Annotated in this window: 15 protein-coding genes and 2 pseudogenes; 14 read left to right on the forward strand and 3 right to left on the reverse strand. The window is 32.9% G+C overall.

All coding sequences use genetic code 11. From position 1 onward, the window contains the following. The first annotated feature begins 122 nt into the window (after positions 1–122). The 5 genes from AB1279_RS08945 to AB1279_RS08965 all read left to right on the forward strand — a co-directional run bounded on the left by AB1279_RS08945 (position 123) and on the right by AB1279_RS08965 (position 5599). Positions 123–1892, forward strand: a complete 1770-nt coding sequence (locus tag AB1279_RS08945) for a LytS/YhcK type 5TM receptor domain-containing protein (protein WP_429758460.1) — start codon at positions 123–125, stop codon at positions 1890–1892. Then, positions 1867–2607 carry a LytR/AlgR family response regulator transcription factor gene (locus AB1279_RS08950; protein WP_429754449.1) on the forward strand — a complete coding sequence of 247 codons (741 nt, stop codon included), beginning with the start codon at positions 1867–1869 and terminating at the stop codon, positions 2605–2607. Before AB1279_RS08945 ends, AB1279_RS08950 begins: the two co-directional genes overlap by 26 nt. 137 nt (positions 2608–2744) lie before the next feature. After that, positions 2745–3947 (forward strand): L-lactate MFS transporter, encoded by a 1203-nt coding sequence (locus tag AB1279_RS08955; protein WP_429758461.1) that lies wholly within the window; start codon positions 2745–2747, stop codon positions 3945–3947. 447 nt (positions 3948–4394) lie between these two features. After that, complete coding sequence (locus AB1279_RS08960) at positions 4395–4658, forward strand: hypothetical protein (protein ID WP_429754249.1); 264 nt, start codon at positions 4395–4397, stop codon at positions 4656–4658. Positions 4659–5002: 344 nt separating this feature from the next. Then, positions 5003–5599: a hypothetical protein gene (locus AB1279_RS08965; RefSeq protein WP_429758462.1), complete on the forward strand. Its 597-nt coding sequence runs from the start codon at positions 5003–5005 to the stop codon at positions 5597–5599. A 59-nt stretch (positions 5600–5658) separates the two neighbouring features. Here the strand turns inward: AB1279_RS08965 and AB1279_RS08970 are convergent, their stop codons facing one another. Further along, on the reverse strand, positions 5659–5787 hold the full coding sequence (locus tag AB1279_RS08970; protein WP_429758463.1) for a hypothetical protein: 129 nt from the start codon (positions 5785–5787) through the stop codon (positions 5659–5661). Between the two features lie 162 nt (positions 5788–5949). Between AB1279_RS08970 and AB1279_RS08975 the strand changes: the two genes are divergently transcribed. The 5 genes and pseudogenes from AB1279_RS08975 to AB1279_RS08995 all read left to right on the forward strand — a co-directional run bounded on the left by AB1279_RS08975 (position 5950) and on the right by AB1279_RS08995 (position 10433). Then, positions 5950–6522 (forward strand): hypothetical protein, encoded by a 573-nt coding sequence (locus AB1279_RS08975; protein ID WP_429758464.1) that lies wholly within the window; start codon positions 5950–5952, stop codon positions 6520–6522. 439 nt (positions 6523–6961) lie between these two features. Next, positions 6962–8214, forward strand: a pseudogene (locus AB1279_RS08980) (ATP-binding protein). A gap of 504 nt (positions 8215–8718) precedes the next feature. Continuing rightward, positions 8719–9294 carry a DinB family protein gene (locus AB1279_RS08985; protein ID WP_429758465.1) on the forward strand — a complete coding sequence of 192 codons (576 nt, stop codon included), beginning with the start codon at positions 8719–8721 and terminating at the stop codon, positions 9292–9294. Between the two features lie 278 nt (positions 9295–9572). After that, positions 9573–9896, forward strand: a pseudogene (locus AB1279_RS08990) (PAS domain-containing protein); the annotation flags it as partial. Positions 9897–10049: 153 nt separating this feature from the next. Further along, positions 10050–10433, forward strand: coding sequence for a methyl-accepting chemotaxis protein (locus tag AB1279_RS08995; RefSeq protein WP_429761327.1), 384 nt, complete (start codon positions 10050–10052; stop codon positions 10431–10433). Between the two features lie 250 nt (positions 10434–10683). On the opposite strand, the gene AB1279_RS09000 is transcribed toward AB1279_RS08995, so the two are convergent. Both AB1279_RS09000 and AB1279_RS09005 read right to left on the reverse strand, forming a co-directional pair. Beyond that, a complete protein-coding gene (locus tag AB1279_RS09000; RefSeq protein ID WP_429758466.1) occupies positions 10684–11079 on the reverse strand; it encodes a hypothetical protein in 396 nt (131 codons plus the stop codon). A gap of 729 nt (positions 11080–11808) precedes the next feature. Further along, positions 11809–13158, reverse strand: a complete 1350-nt coding sequence (locus AB1279_RS09005) for an APC family permease (protein ID WP_429758467.1) — start codon at positions 13156–13158, stop codon at positions 11809–11811. A 501-nt stretch (positions 13159–13659) separates the two neighbouring features. Between AB1279_RS09005 and ald the strand changes: the two genes are divergently transcribed. The 4 genes from ald to pepT all read left to right on the forward strand — a co-directional run bounded on the left by ald (position 13660) and on the right by pepT (position 18203). Continuing rightward, positions 13660–14772, forward strand: a complete 1113-nt coding sequence (gene ald / locus AB1279_RS09010; RefSeq protein WP_429758468.1) for an alanine dehydrogenase — start codon at positions 13660–13662, stop codon at positions 14770–14772. Continuing rightward, the gene (tdcB, locus tag AB1279_RS09015) at positions 14769–15767 is read left to right on the forward strand and encodes a bifunctional threonine ammonia-lyase/L-serine ammonia-lyase TdcB (RefSeq protein WP_429758469.1); all 999 of its coding nucleotides are present in this window, start codon (positions 14769–14771) and stop codon (positions 15765–15767) included. Before ald ends, tdcB begins: the two co-directional genes overlap by 4 nt. 336 nt (positions 15768–16103) lie before the next feature. Next, entirely contained in the window at positions 16104–16823 is a 720-nt protein-coding gene (locus AB1279_RS09020) for a YebC/PmpR family DNA-binding transcriptional regulator (protein ID WP_429754259.1), read from the forward strand. Positions 16824–16970: 147 nt separating this feature from the next. Continuing rightward, complete coding sequence (gene pepT / locus AB1279_RS09025; RefSeq protein WP_429758471.1) at positions 16971–18203, forward strand: peptidase T; 1233 nt, start codon at positions 16971–16973, stop codon at positions 18201–18203. Positions 18204–18352 lie beyond the last annotated feature (149 nt).

Raw genomic sequence — 18352 nt, forward strand, 5'->3', positions numbered from 1 at the left:
AAGGTAACTCTAAAATCAATCTTTATAGTATTTTTTTTGGATTCTATTAACATTTACGGTCTAAACATAATCATGTAATATATTGAATGAAATAAAGTGAATACATGAAGGATGGACATAAAATGGGAGATTTATTATTGATGATGATTGAACGCGTTGGTTTAATCGTTATTTTAGGATATTTACTTTCGCATATTAAGACGTTCCGTTGGCTGCTACATAAGCAAGATGGCTATAAAGGTAGCTTTATGTTAATTGGCATATTTTCATTGTTTACAATTGTAAGCAACTACACAGGGATTGAGATTTCTGGTAATACGATTATGAATGATAACTGGCTACAGGGTGTCTCTTCTTCTAGTACGATTGCGAATACGCGTATTATGGGAATTGGAATTAGCGGGTTACTTGGAGGTCCAATTGTTGGAATAGGAGTAGGATTTATAGCTGGTATTCATCGTTTTGTGCTAGGGGGAACGACTGCAGTAAGCTGTGCAATCTCTTCTATTTTAGCTGGGATTGTGACAGGTTATATTGGCTATTTATATCAAAAACAGAATCGCGTTGTAACCCCTAAGTTTTCTGCAGTGCTTAGCATCTGTATGGTATCGCTGGAAATGCTTATGATTCTTTTCATAATTGATGACGGCTGGAGCATTGTGAAAACAATTGCACTCCCAATGATTCTCGTAAATGGTTTTGGAAGTTTTATTCTATTGTCAATGATTCAGTCCATTTTACGACAAGAAGAACATGCGAAGGCATTACAAACGCATAAAGTATTGCGCATTGCTGATAAAACGCTTCCGTATTTTCGCCAAGGATTAACGGAAGAATCATGTACGCAGGTGGCACAAATTATCCATCGCTTTACAGGAACAGATGCAGTATCTTTAACAGATACAGAAAAAATATTAGCACATGTTGGATTAGGATCTGATCATCATATTCCTTCCCATAGCTTAATTACTGAATTGTCAAAAGAGGTGTTAAAGACCGGGAAAATTATGAAAGCAAAGTCGCGCGAAGGGATTAATTGTCAGCATGAAGGGTGTTTATTACAAGCGGCAATCGTGATTCCACTCACATCTCGTGGAAAGACCATCGGTACGTTAAAGCTTTATTTTAAAAATCCCAATTCATTAAGTCCCGTAGAGGAAGAGCTGGCAGAAGGATTAGCGAAAATCTTTTCAACGCAGCTTGAACTTGGAGAAGCAGAACTGCAAAGTAAATTATTGCAAGATGCGGAAATAAAAGCGCTGCAAGCGCAAATTAACCCTCATTTTCTCTTTAATGCGATTAATACAGTCTCTGCTTTATGTCGTACAGATGTAGAGAAAGCAAGGAAATTATTGTTACAGCTAAGCGTGTATTTTCGCTGCAATTTACAAGGTGCAAGGCAGCTTCTCATTCCGTTAGAACAAGAATTAAATCATGTGCATGCGTATTTGTCGTTAGAACAAGCAAGATTTCCGAATAAATATGAAGTGAAAATGTATATTGAAGACGAACTGCATACTATTCTGCTGCCACCGTTTGTGCTGCAATTATTAGTAGAAAATGCTCTTCGTCATGCATTTCCTAAAAAACAGCCTCTATGCCAAGTTGAAATTCATGTTTATGCCAAGAAAAACAGCGTGCATTTCAAAGTAAAAGATAACGGTCAAGGGATTGAGCCGAAGCGATTAGAGCGGTTAGGAAAAGCAATTGTATCGTCAAAAAAAGGGACGGGAACAGCATTATATAATATTAATGAACGGTTAATAGGGTTGTTTGGAAAAGGTACAACGCTTTATATCGTCAGTGAACTGGAAACAGGGACGGAGGTTTCCTTCACGATTCCAATTCAAAGAAAAGGAGGCAGCGATATTGAAAATATTAGTAGTCGATGATGAAATGTTGGCGCGGGACGAATTAAAATATTTATTATATCGAACGAAAGAGGTCGATATAATCGATGAGGCAGACAGCGTAGAAGAAGCGTTAGAGAAGTTGATGGAAAGTAAACCGGATCTTGTTTTTTTAGATATTCAGTTGTCGGATGATAATGGATTTGAAATTGCTAATATACTAAAGAAGATGAAAAAGCCACCTGCTATTGTATTTGCAACGGCCTATGATCAATATGCCATTCAGGCATTTGAAGTAGATGCTTTAGATTATATTTTAAAGCCGTTTGACGAAGAGCGCATTGTCCAAACGATTAAGAAATTTAAAAAACGAAAACAGCATGAAATGGCGGAGAAACAAGAAGTACATGTGCCGGATGTATCTAGCAGAATGGAAAAATTAGCGCTGCCGATTGATGAATCGATTGTATTAGTGAATATAGAAGATATCGTATATGCTGGATTGTTGGACGGAAAAGTAATTGTGAAAACGATTTGTGATACGTATGTGACGTACGATACGCTTGCTATATTAGAAAAGAAATTGCCACAAATGAATTTTATGCGTGTACATCGCAGTTTTATCGTAAATGTAAATCATATTTCTGAAATCCAGCCGTGGTTTAACTCTACGTATAATTTAATTATGAAAGAGGATTCAAAAGTGCCTGTAAGCCGTACTTATGCAAAAGAATTAAAGAAGCTGCTTCGTATTTAACAAGCAGCTTTTTGCATTTCATCCTTCTTTTTCTGTAACTGATTTCATATATTTGACGCTCTGTGTTGTAAGTGCTTACGCAATCATTTACATCCTATACAATAAAGCTATCAAATCGAAAGAGGTGGAAGGATAGTATGAAACGTTCATCTATTAATCCATGGCTTGTTGTCCTCGGTACAGTCATTGTCCAAATGGGACTTGGAACGATATATACATGGAGCTTATTCAATCAACCTTTAGTGAGTAAATACGGCTGGAGTCTTAACGCTGTTGCGATAACCTTCTCAATCACTAGCTTTTCTTTAGCATTTTCAACTTTGTTTGCGGGTAAATTACAAGAGAAATTGGGACTTCGTAAACTCATTATGATAGCCGGATTAGCCTTAGGAATTGGCTTGATGCTTAGTTCGCAAGTGTCCTCATTACCAATGCTTTATGTACTAGCAGGAGTTGTTGTAGGTTACGCAGATGGTACAGCCTATATTACTTCACTATCCAATTTAATAAAGTGGTTTCCAGAGCGTAAAGGTTTAATTGCTGGTATTTCTGTCTCCGCATATGGCACGGGTAGCCTAATTTTTAAATACATTAACGCAAAGTTCATTGCTTCAGTTGGTGTATCACAAGCGTTTTTATATTGGGGCTTAATTGTTGCAGTTATGATAGTGGTAGGCGCTTGTCTTATTCATCAAGCCGCTGAAGAAGATACAGTTCATGAAACAAAAAGTCATGACTTTACAACAAGAGAAATGCTAGGTACAAAACAAGTTTATCTGTTATTTAGCATGCTATTTACATCATGTATGAGTGGCTTATACTTAATTGGGATGGTTAAAGATATCGGTGTTCAACTCGTAGGACTTAGCGCAGCAACAGCAGCTAATGCGGTCGCTATGGTTGCGATTTTTAATACGCTTGGCCGAATCATTTTGGGACCGTTGTCAGATAAAATCGGCCGTTTGAAAATTGTTACCGCAACGTTTGTCGTTATAGCTATGTCTGTCTTTGTTCTTAGTTTTATGAAGTTAAATTATGGCATTTATTTCGCCTGTGTAGCAAGTGTTGCTTTTTGTTTTGGTGGAAATATCACGATTTTCCCAGCCATTGTTGGTGATTTCTTCGGTCTAAAAAATCATAGTAAAAACTACGGAATCGTGTATCAAGGCTTTGGTTTTGGAGCACTCGCAGGTTCCTTTATCGGTGCACTTCTAGGTGGATTTAAACCAACTTTTATGGTGATTGGCGCATTGTGTGTCGTATCATTTATTATCGCTATTTTAATTCGACCACCTAGTCAGCAAAAAGAAAAACAAGAAAATTATCGCAGCGTAGCGTGAGCATTTTAAATTTTTATTACATTCTAAAAGTAAACGTAAAGTAACTCCAAAAATATGATTTAAATAATGTTCTATTAAAAACAGATAATTGCTGAAGAGCAACTATCTGTTTTTTTATTTAATATATTAATGAATTTTTATATAGGATAGGAGAAGTATTTTTGTTAGGAAGTGTAAAGTGTACCTATTAAAATGATTACTTTAATTATATGAAATTACCTATATTATTATATTTTCCGTAAGTTATTTTGTGCTTTACGGCACGATTGCTCCCTCTATGGCTCATTACCTGATTTCAATAAAATTCGATAGTGCTAGAACAAATTGCCAAATTGTCCATTACCATTTTTAAATCCTAAACATATTCTATCGTAAAGAGTAGTGATAAATTGAGTTACAAAGACTTTTTCACTACTTTTTAAATTTATAAAAGAAAGGAAGTTGTAAATGGGAGAGCGTCATGAAGATGAAATCCGTGAATTGTTACGGGCATTTCAATTAGTAGGAGCAAGGGTGGTACTATTTTTACCATCGTTCCATGTAGAAGGTTTTATTACTCGAATTGAAAAAAACTTTGTTACTCTTCGTCGTGGTAATGGAGAGGGCGTTGAAGTAGAAAGCAATGATTCTGGTATAACACTTGAAAATCCAAACCAAATTAGCGTAAAAATTAGCGACATTCTATCAGTTAGTGATGATCGAGGAGCATAATAGCAAATAAACGTCAAAAAATGCACTGGGATTATTAAACACTCAGTGCATTTTTTTGTGGTTTAAGGAAAATGCAAAATAAAAAAGCATAAATTTTATTCCATATTAATGGGCAGTAAGACCCCCGCTGATGGAAGTTTAACTTTACATGAATACAGTATAAAACCTTGATTTAAATAGAAAATATAAAATTATATATGAATCAACCTATTAATAGTACTTTTTATTACATGTAATAAATATGGTACACAATTTTTAGGTGTTTTTTTTATACTTTTATTGTCACTTTTTCACAGCTTGTGTTTATTATATAATACAACCTTTTCATTATAGGGGGTGTTTAAGTGTGTCTGTTATGCTCAAATCAAGAAAATAGTAAACCTAGATTTAGATTGTTTGACATAAACCCTATTCCTCTTATTGTTTCATTAGAACCCCAAACATCTTTTGATGATTCATTAGAATTTCAAAAATCCCCCAATGAATTATCAAAACCACCAAAGCCTTTTGGTGACCCATTAGAATCCCCAAAAGCTTCTAATGTTTTATTAAAATTACCAAAGCTTTTTGGTGATTCATTAGAATCTCGAAGATTTATATTGACAAAAGATAATTCACAGTTGGTATTAACTGAAGAATCTTCTCATTATCCAAAAAGTTCGTCTAGTGATATGAAAGAAATAACAAATGAAATTAGAGAACTTTTATATGATTACCAGTTAGTCCATTTACGTATCACATTATTTTTAAATCAAATCCATATTAAAGGTTTTATAATGCATATCGGCAAAGATCTAGTTACGATTAGTGGGCAAAATGTTACAGTGAATAGTAATTCGACTGGTAACATTATAGAATCACCAAATAGAATCAATGTAAAAATTGAATCGATTCAAGCAATTAGTGATGGAGAAAAACCTTCAAGTAATATAAGAAACTAGTTAGTGATTATCACCTTAATTAATAAATGATTTTAAACCTAAGAGATTGATGTTTATCTTCATTGATCTGTGAACGTTATATTAATAGGAGTTGTAAGCTTTTCAGCAACCACTTCGATTTTATATCCTGGTGGGACTAAAATATCTTCTGGTTTAATAATTCTTTTAATTGTATCAGTACGATACATCGTATCCCCCCTTAGAAAAAGCTTCTATTTTTAATTATTCATAGAAGAGTAGTTTTCATTCCAAGTGATTGAAAAGCATGACTAGTAGGTAATACTGCATAAAACATAAGGCAGTGAATATTATAGGAAGTGGCAAATGGGATATTTTGAGGAGGGGTTTCCATGAAACGGTTTGTTCGTTATTGGTGTAAACTGATAATAGAGACAGGTTCAGATTCTCTTCATGTAAGAAAGATGGCACTTGCAACCCAGTTGGTAATCACAGCCTTATTGAGTACACTTGCTGCCATGTTTCAATCAGCAGGGGGTATTATGCCAGGGATAGGGTTTCTGATTAGTTGTCTAGCAACATTACCCATTTTTTTAGCCACTTACTTTTCAATCCGTCAAGGAATCCTTTCTTATATCCTTACGATTTTCCTCTTATTTATTATCCAGCCGAGTGAACTTATTATCTTTCCCTTTACAACAGGTTTATTAGGAGTAGCGCTGAGTGTAGCTTTTTTACAATTGAAGAGGAGAATTGCAGTTGTTTCTTTTTCAGCAGCATGTTTACTTGTGGGGATTATGATAAATCTGTACGTATTCCGTTTTCCAGTTTTAGGTCCTACGGTTGATACAACTATGGATCCAAAGGTTATTGCATTCATATTTATATTAAGTTTTCTTTACTGTTGGATATTCGCAGAGCTTTGTAGAATATTCATAAATAGGTTGTGTCAGGTGTTGTCTTAAATTTGGTTAGAAATCTTTTTAAACGAACAAGAATTGTAATAACCTAGAAAAGTCCTTTTAGAAATAAAGGGACTTTTAATTTACAAAATTAATGCTATCGGTAGTTAATCTATATAAAAATATAGAAAATGAAATTTTCTACAATTTAATACAAAAAACGACTAAAAATATTAAATTTTCAGATTTTTTGTTGCAATATGACGATTTTCATGTTAGTATAAAAGCAATCACACAAAAGGTGGTGATATCTTTTAAAAATTAACAGAATATTCAAAAATGTATAATTGTGAGTCGTTATTGTTATTTACTTTCTTCTTGTATTTCCCTTTAAAGAATGTTTTTTACCATCAACTCTAAATAAGCAGTAAAAAAGCACTTGAAAAAGTGCTTTTTTACCTTTTCTTTCATTTTTTTACAAAGAATTAGGGAGGGATAAAAGATGTGGATCTCTACACTACTATTAAATACATTCATTATTATAATTTGTATCCTTGGTTATCAAGTGTTTTGGTTAGACAAAACTGAAAAAAAAGCATGTAACAATATATTAATTTCTTTTCTTTCATCCATTGCAATTATTCTTTGTATGACCTTCCCGATTCATTTTCACGCTGGGTATATTTATGATCTGCGCTTTATTCCTATTCTTTTAGTTGTACTATATGGAAACACAGGAAGTCTAATTTTTATCAGTATTGTATATTTTTCATATAGATTTTACTTAGGTGGAACTGGTTTTTTTTCATCAGTTGTTATATACGGTATTATTATAATTACTATTACAATATTTCATAAGTTTTTCCTCATTCATTTCGAAAGAAAAAAATAGTATTCAACATACTACTTATTTTAATTTGTACCAGTTTTCTTTCAGTTTTTGCTGTAATAAATCAGATTGAAATAATTGGTAAAATAGAAGTTGGTTTTATTAAATTATTAGCTAATTATATAATAATTAATATTTTCACAGGATTATTATCTATTTATTTAGTAGAAGGAATGATAGAAAAGTTTAAGATGAAAGAAAAAATTCAAAGAGCAGAGAAATTTTGTCTAATTAGCGACTTGGCCGCATCTATTGCACATGAAATCTATAATCCAATCACTACTGTATATGGATTCACTCAATTATTTCATAAAAATGAACTCACAAAAGCAACTCAGAATAATTACTCGGAAATTATGTTAGTTGAACTGGAAAAAGTACAATTTATTATTAATAATTATTTATCTTTAACAAAGCCGCAAAACATAGTAAACGAATCAATACATATTAAGCAGCTTTTTCATCAAGTAAAAAATATAATTTTACCATTTGCACTTTCACACAATGTTGAAATAAAAAGTAACATTGAAAATTCCCTATATATAAATTCTGATCCAGAAAAGCTAAAACAATGTTTAATCAACATTGCACAAAACGGAATTGAAGCTATGCAAAATGGTGGAGTATTACAAATTAATATAAAAAAAATAAAAAATAATATTGTAATTGATATTATTGATTCAGGAGTAGGAATGTCTTCTCAAGAAATGAAAAGAATTGCAATGCCATTTTATTCAACTAAAGAAAAAGGAACAGGACTTGGCACTATGATCGCTTATAGCATCATTAAAGAATTAAACGGAGATATAGAAATAAAGAGTAAAAAAGGAATGGGAACACATTTTTCTATCATTATACCTTGCTAATACAAAAGTAAGTTGATGAAATGTTACCAATTAGTATTTTTGTTTTATAGCGTAGAGTAGAGAAACAATCTAAATAGCATAGAAAATTGAGTGTGAAATCGCATAGATTTTATACTCGATTTTTATATTTTTATAAGGGTGTATTGCATTTCAACTATTAAAATAGTATTCGAAATAGTAGTGCTGTTAACACGTTAACGATTTCTGTTGTCATATTTACATTTAAAATGTGATTTATGTTATTAATTTAGATATTAAGAGTAAAAGATAATGGAGATTAGGAAATTTATGTTAAAATATTCATGAGATTATGAAGATACTTATTCAACAAACGGACCGGATTGTTGAATAAGTAGTATCGGTTATTGGTATAAGTGTATATGAAAAGAGTAGATGTTGCATATGTACTTTTCATTGATGAAAATAATGAAAAAATAAGAAAATTACTTTTTAGATAGATTTCATTAGAGTAATTTTTATGAAATAAAGTGGGGGAGTTAATAGATGAAATCTGAAAGTATGACACACCATTTCCAAACATTAAGACAGCAACGGCATTGTTTTTTTCAAAAAGTACAATTTATTTCAAATGATAAACTATGGGATCAAAAAGAAGGAAAATGGTCTATTGGTGAGCATATTTATCATCTATATTTAATTTTAAGAATGGTTAAAGTTGCAACAAAATTTTCTTTTGTTCTTATTCCGTATGCAAAAATGAGAAGGAAGACAGCATTTGCTAATCAAATACATGATATTTATGCAGAATATAAAGAAAAGCATGGAAGAGGGATGAAAGCGCCTTTCATTTTAGTGCCACCGAAAAAAGTGATTCATACTATGGATAAAGAAGAGTTAAAGAGATTGCTGTTAAATGAAACGGATAAATTGAGAGAGTTAGTTATAAATATTGAAGAAGACATTGCTGGACATCTTGTGTTTTTTGATCCAATGGCCAACTATCCTAACTTAATTCAGGCTATTCAGCTTTTAGCAATACATGAAGAACACCATTATAAAATCATTGAAAGCTATTATAGTAACATAATGAAAGAGTTTGCTACTGAGGGTGCAAGATAGAAGATATTTTTATTGCTGATATTTGAAAAGGAAAAGGTTATAGTTTATCTTGCTGGAGAACAATGAGACAGAAATACATTTTAGTTGAATTCTTAAATTGATTGGCATGGAGATTTATAGACGGTATTGTGTTTTTTTGATATAACGATTATATAAAGATAGGGTTTTTCGCAAGGAGACTTATGGCTAAAAGAGAAAGGGAGTATATTATGAATGATATAAATGATAGACAGAATTTATCCACTGATGAGGTATCAGATCGCTTAGTTATGAAAGCGATGGAGCGAAACCTTGCGATTATTCGCTTTAACGTTAATCGTCGAGTTGCTTATGTTAACGATCTTTTTGCAAGAACGATGGGATACTCACCAACTGAAATGGTTGGAAAATTGCATAAAGAATTTTGCTTCCCTGAGTTTACTAACAGTCCTAGTTATGAAGAGTTTTGGCGTGATTTGTTAAACGGAAAAAGTTATCAAGATAAAATTGAACGTATGGATGCAGCAGGAAATCGAATTTGGTTGGAAGCTACATATATGCCTATTTTTAAGGATGAGGGGAAAACAGTGGCGGGAGTTTCGAAAATTGCTACAAATATAACGAATAGACAAAATAGTATTTTACGTATAGCTAAGGAAGTCCAATTTTTATCGGAAACACTTTCTCAAAAATCTGAAGTTGGAAAAGAGAGAAGTTTGGCTCTGCTCAGTAAGATTCAGCAAATTAATCATGAATCTGATGAAAACGTAACGAATTTGTCTCAACTTCATGAACAAGCAAATTTAATATCAGGAATCGTTAAAACTATTCAAGATATTGCAGCACAAACAAATATGTTGGCTTTAAATGCAGCAATTGAGGCGGCGCGTGCAGGAGAGTATGGTAGAGGATTCAATGTTGTCGCTAAGGAAGTACGGAGTCTTTCTGATAAAGTTTCACTTTCCATTGGTGAAGTTAAAAACACTGTTGAAGGCATTACATTAGAAATTAATCGAATGTCAAAGCGTATAGAGGCTGTTTCGTTAAGTGTGAAAGAAGGAAAAATGCTACTTGATGAAACAGTTAATGAATTTGAATCTATTTCTGAATCGGTAAGTTCTCTAGATCGGCAGGCTAAGCAATTCGTAGAAATTTTATAATAAATTTTAATTTGATAAGTAATTGAGCTAAGATTTATTTTGGGGCAATGATGGTATTTAAAATAGTTGATGCATTACTTCTATTTTGCAAAGAGTCGATTTAGCTGTACGAAAAATGTAATCCTAACATCCAATTAGTATTATCTCTATTTTTATAAGATAAGCTGAATTTTCAATTTTAAGTAAAATTCAGCTGTTATTTCAAACTGGAATAGGGTACTACTTCCTAATTTAAGTTGTTTTATATGGTTCATATAAATCCCAAAATCTTTTTTTTCTTTTCGACTAATACAACTTCTTCTGTTTTCACATATTTTTCGAATTTCTCCCCAACATGTGAGTGCATTCCAAATTCACGCCCTATTTTAGAATCAATGGAATATAGTAAAACGGTTCCTTCTTCTTCATTTACCCTTATTATTTGAAATTCAATTCCTTTATACTGTGCAAATGGTATAACATCATATGCTGTTTCTAAATCGGTTGTTTTTACTTTTTTATAGTATAAATCTGAATTTAGTTTAAAAGGAAGAAACCCATTCTCGACATCTTGTTTATCTTTAGAAATTAATCTTAAGTGACCATCCATTTTAACAATTCTATATTCTTTCCCTTTGTAAATTGCATATTTGTTATGTCTACTCATTATTCATTCTACTCCTCTCTTTTTTAGGTCTAGCTAAGTTAAATATTTCTAAGGGTTATTTTCTATTCGTGCACTGTTTATACAATGTTTAAGCATTCAGAACACTGTTATCTTTGAATGGATATTGATTTTCATATATAAATTAGTTTTTTAGTATTCAGAATCTCTATTGTTTATTTGAATTTCTATGAGGCTATTATGGAATGTAAAACTGAGATGAACCTGAATTGAAACTGAAAATTAGCTGAAAATGAAATGGCATATTTTGGAGTTGAACTGAAATGTATTTAGGAGGACTTTACAAACTTTCAGATTTCATTCAGACCAATTTAATATTTTTATAAGAATAAAAAATAAGATGTAGTGCATGTTTTGGTTCAAATATTAGCAATATCTGTCCTCATCAAATTAAAAAATTCTTTGTTCTCTAAACGAAAAAACGAACTAGATTTTTATAGGTAACCGAAGCAGGAGTAAACTTATAATTTAGAGGTACTTTAAAATGTTAATTTGATGGGTATCGGATACCGTGTCACTATTATGGAATGATAGTTATATGAATTAGGAGTTTGTATTATTTGCATAGGTGGGGGATTTTTTATAAAAAAATTAACTGTATATACAAAAAAGAAACGTGTATTAAGATCCATCATCTATTTAGAGTAAGAATCTAATACACGTCTGCACTATAAGAAACAATTGATATAATAGTGAACTATTGAGTTATTACTAATTACTATTTTTAATTTGAACATGTTTATTCCGCATTGCAAAATAAATCGGAAGACCTAATGCAGTTAAGCCGATACCACATAATGCTAGCAACGTTTGTGTGAAAAGTGTATTAATAACGATAAATGATCCGCCTATAATAGATATCATTGGTATAATAGGGTATAGAGGTACTTTGTAAGGACGCACAAGTTCTGGTTCCCTTTTACGTAAAATGAATACCGCTATAAATGTCATTGTATAGAATATCCATATAACAAACACTAACATATCTGTTAAGGTATTGAATCCACCGATAACCATCATAATGATAGAAACAAATAAGATAAATAACCCAGAATTATAAGGGATTCGACTATTTTTAGATAATGTCGCAAACCATTTACTAAAAGGTAGTTTGTTTTCTAATGCCATTGCATAAGGGATACGCATTCCTGTCATGATATATCCATTGATTGTTCCAAATACGGAAATTAAAATACCGATTGTAACTAATTTTCCTCCCATTGCTCCAAACAGAATTGTCGCTACTTCAGATGCAGGTGTATCAGTTCCTGCAAGTGCTGTTGCAGACATAACCATAAGGAAAGCAATATTAATAAGTAAGTAAACAACCATGACAGTAGATAATCCGATTACGATTGCTTTAGGTAAGTCTTTTTTGGGATTTTTCATTTCTCCAGCGATATTCCCTACATGAATCCATCCATCATAAGCAAACATTGTTGCAAGTAAGCCCGATCCAAGTGCAGATATAAGTGATTTACCTGGTCCTGCTTCAACTGGAAACAGTTGTAGAGTTACGTCGCCTTTGTGGAATAATCCAAAAATAATAAGTAAGGCTAAAGGCAATAGTTTACATATAGTCGATACAGTTTGAATTCCTCCGGCTGCTTTCGCGCCTAAGAAGTTCATCAAGGTTACGAATGTTGCGGTAACAACAGCAATTCCAATAATCATCATTTTATGTTCATTTGCATTTAATCCAAATAAACTAACTGCTTGTGTTCCAAAAATAATAGCAAGTGCTGCAATATTAGCTGGGAAGTAAATGACTGTTTGTGCCCAGCCTAGTAGGAAAGCAGTTAAGTTTCCATAAGTACGCTTTAAATATGCCATCATTCCACCAGTTTCAGGAATAGCTGCCGATAATTCAGCAGCAGTTAAACCTGCGCAAACAGTTAGTATTCCACCTATTACCCATGCAAGTAAGCCTAAACTCGCTGTTCCAGTTACACCGTATAAGGCAGTAGGCTTAAAAAATACACCTGCTCCAATAACGGTACCAATAACAGTGGTTAATGCAGCAAAGAAGCCGATTTCTTTTTTTAGTTGTTCTTGTGACATAATTATCACTCCTGTTTGGAAAAATACATGCACTCTCTGATGAATTCATTTTTATCTCAATTTTAAATAGTATATCCTCTCATTTTTTTAATAGTGCTTTATATTGATAAAATTTAATTTTATTTGTGATATAATTCACAAAAATCACTACAAAGTATTTCTACGTTCATATGTGAAAAAAATCACAAAAGTAAGTAAAAAAATAAAATTGCATTTCATTTGAATTCAAAAGAGATGTTACTCGTGACAAAGTCTAGCACAAGCTGAAAACGGATTCAATGCTTATTTGAACGAAAAAAATTATTTCAAAATAAATAAAAACATTTTGTGAACTATTTCACAAAATGTTGACTCATTATTTTTCTGAGTGCTATCTTGTAGGTGTAAACAGGCGATTCAGACAAATAAGGAAATATAGAAACGTTTAATATATTCCGCAATTTTATTTGGATCGTATAACAAATAATGTAATGAATATTACATTTAAAAGGATGTGTCAACATGAAAATAGGCGTAGTAAAAGAGATTAAAAAAGGTGAAGCACGTGTTGGGATGACACCAGAAAATGCCCAGAAATTAATTAAAGCTGGACATGAAGTTTTAGTAGAAAAAGATGCTGGTGTAGGATCAGGTTATACAAATGAAGAATATACGAATGCAGGTGCTACTTTAGTAAATCAAGAGCAAGCTTGGGATGTTGATATGGTAGTAAAAGTAAAAGAACCTTTAGCGGAAGAGTATAAATATTTTAAGAAAGATTTAATTGTTTGGGGGTTTTTACATCTAGCAGCTTCAAAAGAGTGTGTTGAAGCGATGAGAAAAGCGGGAACAACCGCTATTGCTGGAGAAACAATTAGTGAAAATGGAGTTTTAACGTTATTAAAACCGATGAGTGCAATTGCTGGACGCCGGGCAGTATTTATGGGAGCTTACTATTTAGAAAAACAACATCAAGGAGAAGGTATTTTATTATCAGGAATAGATGGTATTCCTGCTGGTAATGTTGTCATTTTGGGTGGCGGTAATGCAGCAATTAATGCTTGTGATATGGCTGTTGGAATTGGTTGCCATGTAACGATTTTAGAGTTAAACAAAGCACAGATTACTTATTTACAAGAAAAATATGCAAATGCTCCAGTTGAAATCATGGAATCTAATACTGAAAACTTAGAGAAAACAATTAAAAATGCAGACCTATTTATTTCAACCATTTTAATTCCGGGGTCTAGACCACCAAAAATTGTGAAAGAGTATATGGTTCAGTCTATGAAACCAGGAAGTGTTATCGTTGATATTGCAATCGATCAAGGCGGGACGGTTGAAACGATTGATCACTATACAACACATAATGATCCTATATTTATTAAGCATGATGTCATACACTATGCTGTGCCAAATATGCCTGGAGCGACACCGCGTACTTCTACTATGGCGTTAGCGAATGGAAACATCGATTATTTATTAGCGATTGCTAACGATGGTTTAGAAGAGACTCTACAAAATAAACCGGCATTAGTACACGGTATCAATATTTATAAAGGAACCATTACCTATGAAAATTTAGGAACAACGTTAGGATTAGATTATAAACAATTGAAAGAGGTGTTAGTATGATTACCGAAACCTTGCCGCTAAACATTGTTGATATAAAAAAAGCCAAACAAGTTCTTGATAGAAATGCTCGAAAAACACCCCTTGTTAAATCTTTTTATTTAACAAGCAAAACAGGCGGGGAAATATATTTAAAATTAGAAAATATGCAATTAACAGGATCGTTTAAATTTCGCGGGGCATTTAATAAAATTTCTAATTTAACAGATGAGGAAAAAGCTCGCGGAGTTATTGCTTGTTCAGCTGGAAATCATGCACAAGGTGTTGCACTATCTTCACATTTACTAGGAATTAAAAGTAAAATTGTGATGCCAACTTCTGCTCCAAAAGCAAAAGTTGAAGCAACGAAAGGATATGGTTCAGAAGTCATTTTATATGGTGATACGTTTGATGATGCAAAAGCAAAATGTGAAGAAATTATAAAAGAAACGGGAGAAACATATTTACATCCATATGATGATGTAGAAGTAATGGCAGGTCAAGGAACAATTGGCTTAGACATTCTTGATGATATGTGGGATGTTGATACAGTCCTTGTACCAATTGGCGGTGGCGGAATTATTGCCGGAATCGCGGTAGCACTTAAATCCTTTAATCCTTCTATCAATATAATTGGTGTGCAAGCTGATAATGTTCATGGAATGAAAGCTTCGTATGATAAAGGTGAAATCGTAGAGCATTATGAAGCACCTACTATCGCTGATGGATGCGCAGTAAAAATTCCAGGAACTTTAACTTTTGAAATTGTGGAAGGGTTAGTGGATGACATTGTAACTGTATCAGAAGATGAATTAGAAGTAGCAATGAAAGATTTATTACAACGTGGAAAAGCTGTTGTAGAAGGTGCTGGAGCATTAGCGACAGCTGCTCTTCTTGCAGGTAAAGTTGATCCATATATAAAAGGGAAAAAAGTAGCAGCGATTATTTCTGGTGGAAATGTTGATTTAACTCGTATTTCTAGTGTATGTGAGCATTTCTTTGCAAATGAAGTAAAATAAAAAATGAAACTGAGCGATAGGCTCATAGAATATGAGAAGAGCTAAGAGAGAATCTCTTAGCTCTTTTACGTAAAAGGATATACCGATAGTAGTTGTAATAGTTCAATATTTTTACATTTATGGATGAGAACTATTTGTCTTTTTTTGATTATTAAACTTGTAATGAGGTATAATACAATATGGTAAATAAATAGGACTTCTTCAATGCATATTGTTTGTCGGTAATGTGAAATATAACGAACTTTTTATATTTAGTTTGAAAAAGTGTTGAAGAAGTAGCATATTTCATATTACTATTTTTATGTAGATTCAAAGCTGAAAGAGAGTGAAAGAAATATGGGCCGTAAATGGAACAATATTAAAGACAAGAAAGCGTCAAAAGATGCAAATACAAGCCGCGTCTATGCAAAATTTGGACGTGAAATTTATGTAGCAGCAAAACAAGGTGAACCAGATCCAGAATCCAATCAGACTTTAAGAGTGGTACTTGAGCGTGCAAAAACGTATAACGTACCGAAAACAATTATTGATCGTGCGATTGAAAAAGCAAAAGGTGGTTCAGAAGAAAATTATGATGAACTTCGTTATGAAGGATTCGGACCAAATGGATCAATGGTAATTGTAGATACATTAACAAATAACGTAAATCGTACTGCAGCAGATGTACGTGCTGCATTTAGTAAAAATGCTGGTAACATGGGCGTAAACGGATCAGTAGCGTATATGTTTGATGCAACAGCTGTAATTGGTCTTGAAGGTAAAACAGCAGACGAAGCACTTGAAATCTTAATGGAAGCAGATGTAGATGTGCGTGATATTTTAGAAGAAGAGGAATCTGTTATCGTTTATGCGGAGCCAGACCAGTTCCATGCAGTGCAAGAGGCATTCAAAAATGCTGGTATAACTGAATTTACAGTTGCAGAACTAACAATGCTTGCACAAAGTGAAGTAACACTTCCAGAAGATGCACAAGTGAAATTTGAGAAAATGATTGATGCATTAGAAGATTTAGAAGATGTTCAACAAGTGTACCACAATGTTGATTTAGGTGAATAATATAGGAAAGCAGACCTTGTTTTTATAACAAAGGTCTGCTTTTTTTGAGTGTTCATTGAAATATAAAAGATAAAGCCAAAAGAAATAAAAAAATTTGTAATAAAGGCTTATAATAAATAAAGATGGATAAAAAAGGAGTGTAGTAGAATGAAACAGGAAATTATAGAGCGCTTTACAAGATATGTTCAGGTGGATACACAATCTGATGCAGAAAGCCATACTGTACCATCAACACCTGGCCAAATTGAGTTTGCAAAACAACTAGTAGAAGAGTTGAAGTCGATTGGATTATCAGAAGTAACGATGGATGAGAATGGCTACGTAATGGCAACGCTTCCTGCTAACACGGACAAGCAGGTTCCTGTAATCGGTTTTTTAGCTCATTTGGATACAGCTACAGATTTTACAGGGAAAAATATTAAGCCGCAAATTCATGAAAATTTTGATGGTAAGGCAATTACGTTAAATAAGGAACTTGGTGTTGTTTTAACGCCGGAATTATTCCCAGAGCTTCCATCTTACAAAGGACATACATTAATTACAACTGATGGAACAACACTTCTTGGTGCAGATGACAAAGCAGGAATTACAGAAATTATGACAGCAATGAATTATTTATTACATAACCCACAAATTAAACACGGGAAAATTAGAGTGGCATTTACGCCTGATGAAGAGATTGGTCGTGGTCCATCTCACTTTGATGTGGAGGCTTTCGGAGCTGCATTTGCTTATACAATGGATGGAGGTCCACTAGGTGGATTAGAATATGAAAGCTTTAACGCTGCTGGTGCTAAGCTAATTTTTAAAGGGAATAGCACTCATCCTGGTACAGCTAAAAATAAAATGGTCAATGCAACCAAATTGGCAATGGAATTCCATAGACAACTACCAGTAGAAGAAGCACCAGAACATACTGAGGGGTATGAAGGTTTCTACCATCTTATTTCTCTAAATGGTGATGTTGAGCGAAGTCAATCTAACTATATTATTCGTGATTTTGACCGCGCTCATTTTAATACTAGAAAAGAGAATATAACAGCTATTACAAAACAGATGCAAGAGAAGTATGGTGAGGAAAATATCATTCTTGAGATGAATGATCAGTATTACAATATGCTTGAAAAAATTGAACCAGTGAAAGAAATTGTTGATATTGCTTATGAAGCAATGAAAAATCTAGATATCGAGCCGAATATCCAACCAATTCGCGGTGGAACAGATGGTTCTCAATTATCATATATGGGTCTGCCGACACCAAATATTTTTACGGGCGGAGAAAATTACCACGGTAAATTTGAATATATTTCTGTAGATAATATGGAAAAAGCTGTTCAAGTTATTATCGAAATTGCACGGTTATTTGAAGAGAAAGCTTAAAAGAAATAAACCCGGATAGTAATGCTTTTTCCCATTAATTATTGGTGTTTATCGTATAAACATTGTATGAAAGTTTGTTATCCCTATTAAGTAGAAACTTGCTATATAGAATAATTTCTTTATATGATAAAGTAGGCCTATGTTTAAAT

Origin of the sequence: Bacillus sp. S14(2024) (genome assembly GCF_050473785.1) — a bacterium.
Taxonomy (GTDB): Bacteria; Bacillota; Bacilli; order Bacillales; family Bacillaceae_G; genus Bacillus_A; species Bacillus_A yunxiaonensis.

Bases quoted from the DNA above. Each gene is read 5' to 3' on its own strand.
- AB1279_RS08945 (WP_429758460.1), top strand. From the start codon at position 123: ATGGGAGATTTATTATTGATGATGATTGAACGCGTTGGTTTAATCGTT.
- AB1279_RS08955 (WP_429758461.1), top strand. From the start codon at position 2,745: ATGAAACGTTCATCTATTAATCCATGGCTTGTTGTCCTCGGTACAGTC.
- AB1279_RS08960 (WP_429754249.1), top strand. From the start codon at position 4,395: ATGGGAGAGCGTCATGAAGATGAAATCCGTGAATTGTTACGGGCATTT.
- AB1279_RS08970 (WP_429758463.1), bottom strand. From the start codon at position 5,787: ATGTATCGTACTGATACAATTAAAAGAATTATTAAACCAGAAGATATT.
- AB1279_RS08975 (WP_429758464.1), top strand. From the start codon at position 5,950: ATGAAACGGTTTGTTCGTTATTGGTGTAAACTGATAATAGAGACAGGT.
- AB1279_RS08985 (WP_429758465.1), top strand. From the start codon at position 8,719: ATGAAATCTGAAAGTATGACACACCATTTCCAAACATTAAGACAGCAA.
- AB1279_RS09000 (WP_429758466.1), bottom strand. From the start codon at position 11,079: ATGAGTAGACATAACAAATATGCAATTTACAAAGGGAAAGAATATAGA.
- AB1279_RS09005 (WP_429758467.1), bottom strand. From the start codon at position 13,158: ATGTCACAAGAACAACTAAAAAAAGAAATCGGCTTCTTTGCTGCATTA.
- ald (WP_429758468.1), top strand. From the start codon at position 13,660: ATGAAAATAGGCGTAGTAAAAGAGATTAAAAAAGGTGAAGCACGTGTT.
- tdcB (WP_429758469.1), top strand. From the start codon at position 14,769: ATGATTACCGAAACCTTGCCGCTAAACATTGTTGATATAAAAAAAGCC.
- AB1279_RS09020 (WP_429754259.1), top strand. From the start codon at position 16,104: ATGGGCCGTAAATGGAACAATATTAAAGACAAGAAAGCGTCAAAAGAT.
- pepT (WP_429758471.1), top strand. From the start codon at position 16,971: ATGAAACAGGAAATTATAGAGCGCTTTACAAGATATGTTCAGGTGGAT.